The organism is Pantoea sp. ICBG 1758 (assembly GCF_002928325.1).
GTDB classification, from domain to species: Bacteria; Pseudomonadota; Gammaproteobacteria; order Enterobacterales; family Enterobacteriaceae; genus Pantoea; species Pantoea eucrina.
The window spans coordinates 343686-356402 of sequence record NZ_POWL01000002.1; the positions used below are offsets into that span (position 1 = coordinate 343686).

At 59.2% G+C, this 12717-nt stretch carries 13 protein-coding genes; 10 read left to right on the forward strand and 3 right to left on the reverse strand.

All coding sequences use genetic code 11. From position 1 onward, the window contains the following. Window positions 1-226: 226 nt before the first annotated feature. The gene (gene sdhE, locus C1Y41_RS11145) at window positions 227-493 is read left to right on the forward strand and encodes an FAD assembly factor SdhE (protein ID WP_039380010.1); all 267 of its coding nucleotides are present in this window, start codon (window positions 227-229) and stop codon (window positions 491-493) included. Beyond that, a complete protein-coding gene (locus tag C1Y41_RS11150) occupies window positions 468-884 on the forward strand; it encodes a protein YgfX (RefSeq protein ID WP_104085472.1) in 417 nt (138 codons plus the stop codon). The genes sdhE and C1Y41_RS11150 overlap by 26 nt, the downstream gene beginning before the upstream one ends. Here the strand turns inward: C1Y41_RS11150 and fldB are convergent. After that, a complete protein-coding gene (gene fldB / locus C1Y41_RS11155; protein WP_071668567.1) occupies window positions 881-1399 on the reverse strand; it encodes a flavodoxin FldB in 519 nt (172 codons plus the stop codon). The genes C1Y41_RS11150 and fldB overlap by 4 nt on opposite strands. Window positions 1400-1467: 68 nt before the next feature. Here fldB and xerD point away from each other — a divergent pair, with 68 nt between their 5' ends. From xerD to lysS, 5 genes are all read left to right on the forward strand, one after another. Then, complete coding sequence (gene xerD / locus C1Y41_RS11160) at window positions 1468-2394, forward strand: site-specific tyrosine recombinase XerD (protein ID WP_104085473.1); 927 nt, start codon at window positions 1468-1470, stop codon at window positions 2392-2394. 22 nt (window positions 2395-2416) lie between these two features. Next, window positions 2417-3130, forward strand: coding sequence for a bifunctional protein-disulfide isomerase/oxidoreductase DsbC (gene dsbC / locus C1Y41_RS11165; RefSeq protein WP_071668566.1), 714 nt, complete (start codon window positions 2417-2419; stop codon window positions 3128-3130). Between the two features lie 9 nt (window positions 3131-3139). Continuing rightward, complete coding sequence (gene recJ, locus C1Y41_RS11170) at window positions 3140-4864, forward strand: single-stranded-DNA-specific exonuclease RecJ (RefSeq protein ID WP_104085474.1); 1725 nt, start codon at window positions 3140-3142, stop codon at window positions 4862-4864. Window positions 4865-4958: 94 nt separating this feature from the next. Continuing rightward, window positions 4959-6057, forward strand: a protein-coding gene (gene prfB / locus C1Y41_RS11175; RefSeq protein WP_104085475.1) for a peptide chain release factor 2 whose coding sequence is annotated in 2 segments (ribosomal slippage) — window positions 4959-5033 and window positions 5035-6057 — 1098 coding nt in all. Because the reading frame shifts where the segments join, the coding sequence is not laid out codon by codon here. Between the two features lie 9 nt (window positions 6058-6066). Continuing rightward, window positions 6067-7587, forward strand: coding sequence for a lysine--tRNA ligase (gene lysS, locus C1Y41_RS11180; protein ID WP_104085476.1), 1521 nt, complete (start codon window positions 6067-6069; stop codon window positions 7585-7587). A 51-nt stretch (window positions 7588-7638) separates the two neighbouring features. Here lysS and C1Y41_RS11185 read toward each other — a convergent pair whose 3' ends face one another. After that, on the reverse strand, window positions 7639-8265 hold the full coding sequence (locus tag C1Y41_RS11185; protein WP_104085477.1) for a hypothetical protein: 627 nt from the start codon (window positions 8263-8265) through the stop codon (window positions 7639-7641). A gap of 291 nt (window positions 8266-8556) precedes the next feature. On the opposite strand from C1Y41_RS11185, the gene C1Y41_RS11190 reads away from it, so the two are divergent. Then, window positions 8557-9720 carry an MFS transporter gene (locus C1Y41_RS11190; protein ID WP_071668563.1) on the forward strand — a complete coding sequence of 388 codons (1164 nt, stop codon included), beginning with the start codon at window positions 8557-8559 and terminating at the stop codon, window positions 9718-9720. Here the strand turns inward: C1Y41_RS11190 and C1Y41_RS11195 are convergent. After that, window positions 9696-10637 carry a LysR family transcriptional regulator gene (locus tag C1Y41_RS11195; protein ID WP_094112156.1) on the reverse strand — a complete coding sequence of 314 codons (942 nt, stop codon included), beginning with the start codon at window positions 10635-10637 and terminating at the stop codon, window positions 9696-9698. The genes C1Y41_RS11190 and C1Y41_RS11195 overlap by 25 nt on opposite strands. 109 nt (window positions 10638-10746) lie before the next feature. Here C1Y41_RS11195 and lysA point away from each other — a divergent pair, with 109 nt between their 5' ends. Then, window positions 10747-12000 carry a diaminopimelate decarboxylase gene (gene lysA, locus C1Y41_RS11200; protein ID WP_104085478.1) on the forward strand — a complete coding sequence of 418 codons (1254 nt, stop codon included), beginning with the start codon at window positions 10747-10749 and terminating at the stop codon, window positions 11998-12000. Continuing rightward, window positions 12000-12452 (forward strand): GNAT family N-acetyltransferase, encoded by a 453-nt coding sequence (locus C1Y41_RS11205; RefSeq protein ID WP_175540455.1) that lies wholly within the window; start codon window positions 12000-12002, stop codon window positions 12450-12452. The genes lysA and C1Y41_RS11205 overlap by 1 nt, the downstream gene beginning before the upstream one ends. Window positions 12453-12717 lie beyond the last annotated feature (265 nt).

Consider the following 12717-nt stretch of genomic DNA (forward strand, 5'->3'; position numbering starts at 1 on the left):
GTGTCCATCCTGATTAATCAAGTTTGTCCGGAGTTGTTTGTTCAATGTTAAAAGAGCAGCGGGGCAATGCAAACTGTTTACGGAACCGGGCGCACAAATCGCGTGATGATGCGGCAACACAGCCTGCCGCTTTGCGTAATCCTGCGCAGGAAACAGCACTCAGCCTGCAGCAGGTAAAAAAAGCAGGTACACTGACCCTACTGTTTACAGCCGTGGAACACGACACATGGATATTCATGATAAATCACGCGTTAAGTGGGCCTGCCGTCGGGGCATGCTTGAGCTTGATGTCTCCATTATGCCTTTTTTTCACTATGAGTATGATTCGCTGAGTGATGAAGATAAGCGGGTGTTTGTTGCTTTACTGAAGAGTGACGATCCGGATCTGTTTAACTGGATGATGGACCACGGCGAGCCCGCGGATCCCGAGTTTAAGCGCATGGTAAAACTGATCCAGCAGCGCAACCGTGAACGTGGTCCGGTGGCAATGTAGCCTGCGTCCTTCACGCAGCGCCCGGCTGGCAAATCTGGCGGCGGGTTTCAGCTGCGTGACTCTGCTGCTGTTCGTCTGGCCTGCGGAGTGGCATGCGCTGCAGGCGCTGCTTTCCGTCGCGGTGCTGGCGGAAAGCTGGCGCACTGAGCGACGCTTACGGCAACGCTGCGGCGAGCTGACGCGGGATGTTCAGGGAAGCTGGGGCTGGCAGGGAACCCGCTGGTATACCGCCCGGACGGCGCAATGGCAGCCGTGGGGCGTGCTGCTGACCCTGCAGAATGCGCAGGGCCAGCGCTGGCGTTTCTGGCTGATGCAGGACGCCATGACGATGCGCAGCTGGCGGCAGCTGCGCGCGCAGGACGCGCTCAGTGGCGCGGCAGACCAGCGTTAAAGCCGGTCAGCTGTTTCCGTGAGAATCTGCTCGCACCACTGCTCAATACGCTCGTCGCTCTGCTCAAACTGGTTAACATCATCCAGCGCCAGACCTACAAACTGTGTGCCGTCAGCGGTCAGCGGCTTGCGGCTGGTAAAGGTATACCCCTCCAGCGGCCAGTAGCCGACAAACTGTACGCCCATCGGCAGCAGCAGTTCGTGCAGCATGCCCAGCGCATCAAGAAACCACTCGCTGTACTCAATCTGGTCGCCCATACCGTACAGCGCCACAATTTTCCCCTGCAGGTTAAGTCCCGGCAGCTGCGGCCATACCGCTTCCCAGTCCTCCTGCAGCTCGCCAAAATCCCAGGTTGGAATACCGAGGATCAGCAGGTCATACTGCTCCATCAGCGAGGGGTCATCATCTTTGAGGTTGTGCAGCGTCACCAGCTCTTCACCAATAAAGTCGCGGATTTTTTCCGCTGCCATCTCGGTGTAACAGGTACTTGAACCGTAAAAAAGTCCGATATTCATGCGGTTAATGCTCTGTATGAAACTCACTCTGGCGCAATTGTACCAGAACCCCTCTGCTTTAAGGCATAATGAGCACGATTTCACACTGGCGAGAGGATAACGTGCAGGATAGCGATCTGATTGAACAGTTTCTTGATGCGCTCTGGCTGGAGCGTAATCTGGCGCAAAATACGCTGGCCTCTTATCGTCAGGATCTGCAAACCCTCACCGCATGGCTGCAGCATCACAATCTGACGCTGCTGACGCTGCAGGCGCTGGATCTGCAGCAGTTTCTTGCCGAGCGTATTGAAGGTGGCTATAAGGCCACCAGTTCAGCCCGCACGCTGAGCGCCATGCGCCGGCTGTTTCAGTATCTCTACCGTGAAAAGCTGCGCAGTGACGATCCCAGCGCGCTGCTCTCCGCCCCTAAGCTGCCACAGCGGCTGCCGAAAGATCTCAGCGAGAGTCAGGTAGACCGGCTGCTGCAGGCGCCGGCCACAGATATTCCGCTGGAGCTGCGCGATAAAGCGATGCTGGAGGTGCTGTATGCCACAGGTTTGCGCGTCTCAGAGCTGGTCGGGCTGACCATCAGCGATGTCAGCCTGCGGCAGGGAGTAGTGCGCGTTATCGGTAAAGGTAATAAAGAGCGGCTGGTGCCATTAGGTGAAGAAGCGATCCACTGGTTAGAGCACTATATGGAATATGGCCGGCCGTGGCTGCTAAACGGACAGACGCTGGACGTTCTGTTTCCCAGCCAGCGCGCGCAGCAGATGACGCGTCAGACCTTCTGGCACCGCATCAAGCACTACGCGACGCTGGCGGGTATCGACAGCGATAAACTGTCACCGCACGTGCTGCGGCATGCATTTGCCACACATTTACTGAACCACGGCGCTGATTTGCGCGTCGTACAGATGCTACTGGGCCACAGTGACCTGTCGACCACCCAGATTTATACGCATGTTGCCACCGAGCGGCTGCGTCAGTTACATCAACAGCACCATCCGCGCGCCTGAGCAGCGGCAACAAGGACTTATGATGAAAAAACAGTTTACCGTTCTGGCGCTGCTGGTCAGCGCCTTTTCCGCTCTGGCACAGGCTGATGACAGCGCTATTCAGCAGACGCTGAAAAAAGTGGGTCTGCAGCAGGCTGAGATCCAGCCCTCGCCGCTGCCGGGCATGAAAACCGTGCTGACGGAAAGCGGCGTGATTTACATTACTGAAGATGGCAAACATATGATTCAGGGCCCGCTGTATGACGTCAGCGGCGCACAGCCGGTTAATGTCACCAACCAGCTGCTGGACAAAAAAGTCGCCGCGCTGGCGCCGGAAATGATTGTCTATAAAGCGCCGAAAGAGCAGCACGTCATTACGGTGTTTACCGATATCACCTGCGGCTACTGCCGTAAGCTGCATGAGCAGATGGCGGACTACAACGCGCTGGGTATCACGGTGCGCTATCTCGCCTTCCCGCGCGAAGGGCTGAACGGTCAGGTTGAGAAAGCGATGAAGGCGATCTGGTGCAGTGCCGATCGCAACAAAGCGTTCGATCAGGCGATGAAAGGCGATACGCCGCAGATGGATGCGCCAGCGACCTGCAGCCTCAATCTCGATAAGCACTACAAACTCGGCATTCTGTTCGGCATTCAGGGTACGCCCGCCATTCTTACCGACAGCGGTATGATGATCCCGGGCTATCAGGGTCCACAGGAGCTGAAACAGGTGCTTGATGGTCAGAAGCGGGGCGGTTAATTCACAGTGATGCACACTACAGAACTGCGTCGGCGCACGCTGCCGGCTGATGCCAGCCTGTCTGACGACCTGCCGCCTCTGCTGCGCCGTCTCTATCTGCATCGCGGCGTTAAAACCGCAGCAGAGCTGGAGCGCGGGGCAAAATATCTGCTGCCGTGGCAGAGCCTCGGCGGTATAGAGGCTGCGGTTGCGCTGCTGCACCGGATGCTTACGGGCGGCCAGCGCATTATGGTCGTCGGCGATTTTGACGCCGACGGCGCGACCAGCACCGCACTGACCGTGCTGGCGCTGCGCAGCATGGGCGGCAACGTGGACTACCTGGTGCCTAACCGCTTTGACGATGGCTATGGCCTGAGTCCGGAAGTGGTGGAGCAGGCGCGTGCGCGCGGCGCGGAGATGATCCTCACCGTGGATAACGGCATCTCCTCGCACGCGGGCGTCGAAACGGCGTCAGCGCACGGCATCCCGGTCCTGATCACCGATCACCATCTGCCGGGCGAAACGCTGCCGGCCGCCGACGCTATTGTTAATCCTAACCTCAGCGACAGCGCTTTTCCGTCGCGCGCGCTGGCAGGCGTCGGCGTGGCGTTCTACCTGATGCTGGCGCTGCGCGCGCATCTGCGCGAGCAGGGCTGGTTTACCCCCCAGCGCAGCGAACCCAATCTGGCCGCGTGGCTCGATCTGGTCGCGCTCGGCACCGTAGCGGACGTGGTGCCGCTGGATGCGAACAATCGCATTCTGGTGTGGCAGGGGCTGAGCCGCATTCGCGCCGGTAAATGCCGCGCCGGTATTCGGGCGCTGCTGGAGATCGCAAACCGCGATGCGCGTCAGTTGGCAGCCAGCGATCTCGGCTTTGCCGTTGGCCCGCGTCTTAACGCGGCGGGGCGGCTTGACGATATGTCGGTTGGCGTGGCGCTCTTGCTGACCGAGGATATTGCGCAGGCGCGCATGCTGGCCAGCGAGCTGGATGCGCTGAACCAGACGCGCAAAGAAATTGAACAGGGCATGAAAAGCGAAGCGCTGGCGCTGTGCGATGCGCTGGAGCGTCAGCATAGCGACCTGCCGCTGGGCCTGGCATTTTATCACCCCGAATGGCACCAGGGGGTGGTCGGGATCCTCGCATCGCGCCTGAAAGAGCGTTTTCACCGGCCGGTCATTGCGTTTGCGCCCGCGGGCGATGGCACGCTAAAAGGATCGGGTCGCTCAATCGCCGGACTGCACCTGCGTGACGCGCTGGAGCGGCTGGATACGCTCTATCCGGGGCTGATTATCAAGTTCGGCGGCCATGCGATGGCGGCAGGACTCTCGCTGGAAACGGATAAGTATGATGCGTTTCGCGAGCGCTTTGCTGCGCTGATTGATGAGTGGCTGGATGGAGAAGCGCTGCAGGGCGTGGTCTGGTCAGACGGTGAGCTGCACGCGCAGGAGTTCAGCCTGCATACCGCTGAAATGCTGCGCGAGGCGGGGCCGTGGGGACAGGCGTTCCCGGAACCGGTGTTTGACGGCAAATTTAAACTGCTGCAGCAGCGGCTGGTGGGCGAGCGTCACCTGAAAGTGATGGTGGAACCGCTCGGCGGCGGACCGCTGCTGGACGGTATCGCGTTTAATGTTGATACCCGCCTCTGGCCGGATACCAGCGTGCGGCAGGTTGAGCTGGCCTATAAGCTGGATATCAACGAGTATCGCGGTAACCGTTCCGTGCAGCTGATAATCGATCATATCTGGCCGCTCTGACCGCGCGCGCCGCTACAAACCGCGCGCGCTTTCGGGTAAACTCATGCGTTACTTTATCTTTTCTCACCGTATCGCCAAAAAAGACTGAAAAGCCATGTTTGAAATTAATCCGGTCAAAAATCGTATCCAGGACCTTAGCGAGCGCAGCGGCGTTCTTAGGGGGTATCTTTGACTACGATGCCAAGAAAGAACGTCTTGAAGAAGTAAACGCCGAGCTGGAGCAGCCGGACGTCTGGAATGAACCTGAACGCGCGCAGGCGCTCGGCAAAGAGCGCGCGTCGCTCGAAGCCGTCGTTGAAACCCTCGATCAGATGCACCAGGGCCTGGAAGATGTGCAGGGCCTGCTGGAGCTGGCGGTTGAAGCGGACGATGAAGAAACCTTCAACGAAGCCGTGGTTGAGCTCGACGCGCTGGAAGTAAAGCTGGGTGAGCTGGAATTCCGCCGCATGTTCTCAGGCGAGTATGACAGCGCCGACTGCTACATGGATATTCAGGCAGGCTCCGGCGGTACGGAAGCGCAGGACTGGGCCAGCATGCTGCTGCGCATGTATCTGCGCTGGGCAGAAGCCAAAGGGTTTAAAACCGAGATCATTGAAGAGTCGGAAGGCGAAGTTGCGGGCACCAAATCCGCCACCATCAAGGTGATTGGTGACTACGCCTACGGCTGGCTGCGTACGGAAACCGGCGTCCATCGCCTGGTGCGCAAGAGTCCTTTTGACTCCGGCGGCCGTCGTCACACCTCGTTCAGTTCGGTGTTTATCTATCCGGAAGTGGATGACAATATCGATATCGATATCAACCCGGCCGATCTGCGCATTGACGTCTACCGCGCATCGGGTGCGGGCGGTCAGCACGTTAACAAAACGGAGTCTGCGGTGCGTATTACCCACCTGCCGACCAACATTGTGGTGCAGTGTCAGAACGACCGTTCACAGCACAAGAACAAAGACCAGGCCTTCAAACAGCTGCGCGCCAAGCTCTATGAATATGAGATGCAGAAGAAAAATGCTGACAAGCAGGCCGCAGAAGAGAACAAATCGGATATCGGCTGGGGCAGCCAGATTCGTTCTTACGTGCTGGATGACTCCCGCATCAAAGATCTGCGCACCAGCGTAGAGACCCGCAATACTCAGGCGGTGCTGGATGGCGATCTGGATCGTTTTATTGAAGCAAGTTTAAAAGCAGGGCTATAAGGAACCGACATGTCTGGACAACAACCGCAGAACGCTGACGCCGCACTTGAGTTAAATAATGAACTGAAAGCGCGTCGCGAAAAACTCAGCGCGCTGCGTGAAAAGGGCGTGGCGTTTCCCAACGATTTCCGTCGTGACACCACCTCCGATCGGCTGCACGCCAGCTATGACGACAAGAGCAACGAAGAGCTGGAAGCGCTGGGCGTGGAAGTGAGCGTTGCCGGTCGTATGATGACGCGCCGCGTCATGGGTAAAGCGTCGTTTGCCACGCTGCAGGATGTTGGCGGTCAGATCCAGATCTACGTTTCACGTGACGATCTGCCGGAAGGCGTCTATAACGAGCAGTTCAAGAAGTGGGATCTGGGCGATATTCTGGGTGCACGCGGTAAGCTGTTCAAAACCAAAACCGGCGAGCTTTCAATCCATATCTCAGAACTGCGCCTGCTGACCAAAGCGCTGCGTCCGCTGCCGGACAAGTTTCACGGCCTGGCTGACCAGGAGACGCGCTATCGTCAGCGCTATCTTGATCTCATCTCCAACGATGAATCGCGCCACACCTTCCAGGTACGCTCGAAAATCATGGCGGGTATTCGCCAGTTCATGGTAAACCGCGACTTTATGGAAGTGGAAACGCCAATGATGCAGGTGATCCCGGGCGGCGCTTCTGCGCGTCCTTTCATCACCCATCACAATGCGCTGGATATCGATATGTATCTGCGTATTGCGCCGGAGCTTTATCTGAAGCGTCTGGTTGTAGGCGGCTTCGATCGCGTGTTTGAGATCAACCGTAACTTCCGTAACGAAGGCATCTCGCCGCGCCATAATCCTGAGTTCACCATGATGGAACTCTATATGGCGTATGCAGATTACAAAGATCTGATTGAGCTGACCGAAAGCCTGTTCCGCACGCTGGCGCAGGACGTACTGGGCACCACTGAAGTGGCCTATGGCGAACATACCTTTGACTTCGGTAAGCCTTTTGAGAAGCTCACGATGCGTGAAGCGATCAAAAAATATCGTCCGGAAACGGACCTGGCTGACCTGGAAGACTTTGATAAAGCGGTAGCGATCGCCAGTGCGCTGCATATCAAAGTGGAAAAAAGCTGGGGTCTGGGCCGCGTGGTAACGGAGATCTTTGAAGAGACGGCGGAAGCCCATCTGATTCAGCCAACCTTCATCACCGAATACCCGGCAGAGGTTTCACCGCTGGCGCGCCGTAATGATGAGAACCCGGAAATCACCGATCGCTTTGAGTTCTTTATTGGTGGTCGCGAGATCGGTAACGGCTTCTCAGAGCTGAACGACGCTGAAGATCAGGCAGAGCGTTTCCTGCAGCAGGTGAATGCAAAAGATGCCGGCGATGATGAAGCGATGTTCTACGATGAAGATTACGTAACCGCGCTGGAGCACGGACTGCCGCCAACGGCTGGCCTCGGTATCGGTATCGACCGTATGGTGATGCTGTTTACCAACAGCCACACCATTCGCGATGTGATCCTGTTCCCGGCGCTGCGCCCGACGGCGAAGTAACGGCAGGCGCTGCCCGTCTCTCTCCCGCAGGGGAGAGTCGGGCAGCAGTTATCACGGCGCGATCGCCTCTGCCAGCCACGTCTGAAAACGCGCATAGGGTATGTAGAGTGCCACATCGCTATACAGCGTTTTTCCGCTTTGGTTATCATCGATCCGCCGGCTGTATCCTGTGATCACCCCAGCCAGCGTGTCATCACTGGCGTTATAGACTGCGCCGCCTGACATACCTTTCACTACGCCAGCACTGGCCGCCACCACCACACAGTTTGCTTTGTTCCAGCTGTTTACCAGCGTGGTATTCACCAGGTTCTCTCCGCTGGAGGCGACCGGCAGGGCAGAGATAAAGCTATAGCCATAAAGATTTACGCGATCGCCAATGTGGCCGTTACGGAACGCCGGCGGCAGGTTGCCCGCCCGGTTTTTATGGTAAACCACGGCGAGATCGCAGTCGGGGTGCCAGGCTTTTACCCGGTAGAGTGAGTATTTCGCCACGTGTGCCGCCGTCAGGCTGTAGTCGGCGGTGAGCGGGATAGTCGTGCCCAGCGTGCCGACCCCAAGAATGGTGGGAATACCGGTAACGGTCATATCCACCCGGCGCGCAGCTTCTTTACTGTATTCATAGTGTCCAACCGAGCAGCCGCTGAGGCAGCACGCCGCCAGCGCAATTATCCAGCGCATCTCTTTTTTCTCCTGTGGGGCGCTCACCTGCGCGCTGCGTTCTGACCGTTACCCGCTTCCGCCGGCTGAAAACCGGGCAACGCTATCACTATCCGCCACCGCGCCACAAGCCGGACCGGCGCTGATTATTGCCGCGCCGGCAACATAGCCTTGCGGCGCACAGGGTGGTTGCGCTGCCAGGGCTGTGTTTTAATGCAGCGTGACGCAGTTCAAATATTAATAAGCGTTCTGTTTTACCGTGCTGTGTTCGCAGTACGGCCCGCCTGCAAAATTATCTTGGGAGAGTGTGTTATGCCTGTTGCATTACTGGCGCTGGCGCTGAGTGCGTTCGCCATTGGCACCACGGAGTTTGTCATCATGGGGTTGCTGCCGGAAGTGGCAGGCGATCTGCAGGTGTCGATTCCTTCAGCCGGCTGGCTGATCAGCGGTTACGCGCTCGGCGTGGCGATTGGCGCGCCGATTATGGCGCTGCTGACCGCCAGCCTGCCGCGCAAGCGCACGCTGAGTCTGCTGATGGTGATCTTTATTATCGGTAACGTGCTCTGCGCGCTGGCCTATAGCTATAACCTGCTGATGCTGGCGCGTGTGGTCACCGCACTCTGCCACGGCGCGTTCTTTGGCATTGGATCGGTAGTGGCCGCAAGCCTGGTGGCGCCCGGCCGTCAGGCGTCAGCGGTGGCGCTGATGTTTACCGGGCTGACGCTGGCAAACGTGCTTGGCGTGCCGCTTGGCACCTGGTTTGGTCAGCTGTTTGGCTGGCGTGCCACCTTCTGGGGCGTGGCGATTATCGGCATTCTGGCGTTTATCGCCCTGATTGTCAGTCTGCCGGCAAATAAAGAAGAGAAGCCGGTTCATCTGGCCAGTGAGATTAGTGCGCTGGCCAACGGACGACTCTGGCTGTCGCTGCTGATGACGGTCTGCTTTGCCGCGGCGATGTTTGCGCTGTTCAGCTATATTGCGCCGCTGCTGCTTCAGGTCACCGGCATCAGCGACCGCGGCGTGAGCTGGACGCTGTTCCTGATTGGCGCCGGCCTGACGGCAGGTAATATCATTGGCGGCAAGCTGGCGGACTGGAAAGTCTCTTTCAGCCTGATCCTCAGCTTCTCACTGATTGCGCTGTTCTCACTGCTGTTCAGCTGGACCAGCCATGCGCTCTGGCTGGCTGAAATTACGCTGTTCCTGTGGGCCATGGCGACGTTTGCCACTGTACCCGGCCTGCAGATCAACGTGGTGCGCCACGGCAAAGAGGCACCGAACCTGGTTTCCACGCTCAACATCGCTGCTTTTAACGTGGGTAACGCGCTGGGTGCCTGGGTAGGCGGCGCCGTTATTGCGCGCGGCTACGGCCTGACGGCAGTGCCGGTTGCGGCTGCCGCCATCGCCGCTGTCGGCCTGGTGGTGTGTGTCATCACCTTCCGCAACGCTAACGGTCAGGGCGATACGGTCCGCGTCTGATCAAGCTGCGCGGCGATAAGCCCCGGAAATGCTGCCACCTGCTGCTGCAGGTGGTGGCAGAAGCGGTCAACCAGCGCAGAGGCGGGCCGGTGCTGAGGGCGGATCAGGCTCACGGTAAACGGCACGCTGATACTGAAACGCCGCATCACCACGCCGCTCGCCGCGTAATCCAACGCGGTGAGCGGATTTACAATCGATAAGCCAACCCCGGCGCGCACCATCGCGCATACCGACGCGGCGCTGTGCGTCTCCAGCACCAGCCGTCGCTCAACCTTCTGTTCCAGAAACAGCGCATCCAGCAGCTGACGATAGCTGTCATGCCGCGACAGGCTGACAAAATTCTGCTGATGGAAATCGGCAGGTGTCAGCACATCACGCTGACAGAGCGGATGCTGCGGCGGCAAAACGCACACTTCATCGCAGGTCAGCAGCGAGAGGCGTTCCGTGCCGGATGGCGCATGCTGTGTCTCAGTCAGGCCAAGATCGTAGCGCTGCGCCGACAGCCACTCCTCCAGCAGCGGCGACTCCTGCGGAATGATGTTCAGATTCACCTGCGGATAGCGCTGCATAAAGGGCTGCAGCAGAGGCGGCAGCAGCGACTGGGAAAATACCGGCAGGCAGGCCACCGACAGCTCGCCATGCCGGAACTGCCGTAATCCTTCCGCCGCATCGAGAATCCGGTCCAGTCCGTACCAGGAGCGCTGCACCTCTTCAAACAGACTCAGCGCCTGCATCGTGGGCTGCAGACGACCGCGCACCCGCTCAAACAGCGTCAGTCCCAGCTGCTGCTCCAGACGCGCCAGCTCACGGCTGACGGTGGGCTGCGAAGTGTGCAGCAGCGCGGCGGCCTGCGTCAGATTGCCACTGGTCATCACCGCATGGAAAATCTCAATATGCCGCCAGTTGATGTTCGCCATCGCTCCTCCATTAAAGGCATATCATATTTGCATAGCTGCCGCTAAAACAGATATTTCTGTGAATTGATGTGGTGTGGCTAAATGAGGGCAACAGTACAGGAGAATTGTTATGCCACGTCCGTTAGACACCACCGAATCTGCGCTTAACGCTACCCATCTGCTGCCGCTGGCGCAGCGCTACAGCGGTCCGTTCTGGGCCTATGACGCCGCCATTATTCAGCAGCGTATTGCGCAGCTCAGCCAGTTTGATGTGGTGCGCTTTGCGCAGAAAGCCTGCTCAAACATTCATATTCTGCGCCTGATGCGTCAGGCCGGGGTAAAAGTCGATTCCGTCTCGCTGGGTGAAATTGAACGCGCGCTGGCGGCGGGATTTGAACCGGGCGGTGAGGACATTGTGTTTACGGCGGACCTGCTGGATCTGCCGACGCTTCAGCGCGTGGCTGAGCTGCAGGTACCGGTAAACGCCGGTTCGGTAGATATGCTGCACCAGCTGGGCGCGCGTTCGCCGGGCCATAAAGTGTGGCTGCGTATCAATCCTGGTTTTGGTCACGGTCACAGCCAGAAAACCAATACCGGCGGCGAAAACAGCAAGCACGGCATCTGGTATGGCGATCTGCCGCTGGCGCTGGCTGCGATTCAGCAGCACGGTCTGCAGCTGGTGGGGCTGCACATGCATATCGGCTCCGGCGTGGATTATGCGCATCTGCAGCAGGTGTGTGACGCCATGGTCGACCAGGTGATTGCGTTTGGTCAGGATCTCAGCGCCATCTCAGCCGGGGGCGGGCTCTCTATTCCCTACCGCTTTGATGAAGAAGCGATCGATACCGACCACTATTTTGGCCTCTGGAGCCGCGCGCGCGATCGGATTGCCGCACACCTCGGGCATCCGGTGAAGCTGGAAATTGAACCGGGCCGCTTTCTGGTCGCTGAATCAGGCGTGCTGGTGTCGCAGGTGCGGGCGGTCAAAGCGATGGGCAGCCGTCACTTTGTGCTGGTCGATGCGGGCTTCAGCGATCTGATGCGTCCGGCCATGTATGGCAGCTATCACCATATCTCGGTACTGCCCGCTGATGGCCGTACGCCGGGTGCAGCCACGCAGGAGAGTGTGGTCGCCGGGCCGCTGTGTGAATCAGGCGATGTGTTTACCCAGCAGGAGGGCGGCAAGGTGGAGACCCGCGCGCTGCCTGCGGTGCAGCCTGGCGACTATCTGGTGTTTCACGACACTGGTGCTTACGGCGCGTCCATGTCCTCTAACTACAATAGCCGCCCGCTGATCCCGGAAGTGCTATTTGAAAACGGCAGCGTGCGTGAGATCCGCCGCGCGCAGACGATTCAGGAGCTGCTGGCGCTGGAGCTGAACTGATGCGTATTTTGCCGCTCAGCAGCGTGCCGCATCACGCCAGTCAGATAACTGACTGGCTGTGGCAGGCGTTTGGCGATGGCACAACGCGTGAGTTTTATCACAGTGTCGTGCGCAGCAGCCTGAACGGTGCCGATCTGCCGGTGACGTTTGTCGCACTGGACGCGCACGATATTCCGCTGGGCACTATCGGTTTCTGGCGCTGCGATCTGATCAGCCGCCAGGATCTCTGGCCGTGGGCGGCAGCGCTCTATGTCGATCCCGCCTCACGCGGTCAGGGCGTGAGCGAGGCGCTGCAGCAGCACGTGATCGATTTCGCCCGCGATCGCGGCCACGCGCGTATCTGGCTCTGGTCAACGTTTTCCGGCTACTACGAGCGGCACGGCTGGGAGTATGTCTGCGAAGCGCTGGAGTTTCCCGCCGAGCGGGTGAGGGTGTATAAGCAGGATCTGTGACGGAGGCCGGTTCCGTTCGCCACGGGGGCGGGCGCCGGTTCCGTTCGCTGCGGGGCCCGGGGGCTGGTTCCGTTCGCTACGGGGCCCCGAGGCTGGTTCCGTTCGCCGTCAGCGGCGGCAGCAGCCTGTGCTCCGGCACGGCGACCGGGCAGAGGACGCCTGGCCGCGCCCTCTGCACTCCCCGGCCCTGCGCCAGCCCCGTCCGCCGCTGCGCGGTTCCCTCGCTCACGCCCGCTTCCCCGGGACCGGCCGCCATTCGCTCCTG

Coding starts and splice junctions, on each gene's coding strand:
- sdhE (WP_039380010.1), top strand. CDS start 227: ATGGATATTCATGATAAATCACGCGTTAAGTGGGCCTGCCGTCGGGGC.
- fldB (WP_071668567.1), bottom strand. CDS start 1,399: ATGAATATCGGACTTTTTTACGGTTCAAGTACCTGTTACACCGAGATG.
- xerD (WP_104085473.1), top strand. CDS start 1,468: ATGAGCACGATTTCACACTGGCGAGAGGATAACGTGCAGGATAGCGAT.
- dsbC (WP_071668566.1), top strand. CDS start 2,417: ATGAAAAAACAGTTTACCGTTCTGGCGCTGCTGGTCAGCGCCTTTTCC.
- recJ (WP_104085474.1), top strand. CDS start 3,140: ATGCACACTACAGAACTGCGTCGGCGCACGCTGCCGGCTGATGCCAGC.
- lysS (WP_104085476.1), top strand. CDS start 6,067: ATGTCTGGACAACAACCGCAGAACGCTGACGCCGCACTTGAGTTAAAT.
- C1Y41_RS11185 (WP_104085477.1), bottom strand. CDS start 8,265: ATGCGCTGGATAATTGCGCTGGCGGCGTGCTGCCTCAGCGGCTGCTCG.
- C1Y41_RS11190 (WP_071668563.1), top strand. CDS start 8,557: ATGCCTGTTGCATTACTGGCGCTGGCGCTGAGTGCGTTCGCCATTGGC.
- C1Y41_RS11195 (WP_094112156.1), bottom strand. CDS start 10,637: ATGGCGAACATCAACTGGCGGCATATTGAGATTTTCCATGCGGTGATG.
- lysA (WP_104085478.1), top strand. CDS start 10,747: ATGCCACGTCCGTTAGACACCACCGAATCTGCGCTTAACGCTACCCAT.
- C1Y41_RS11205 (WP_175540455.1), top strand. CDS start 12,000: ATGCGTATTTTGCCGCTCAGCAGCGTGCCGCATCACGCCAGTCAGATA.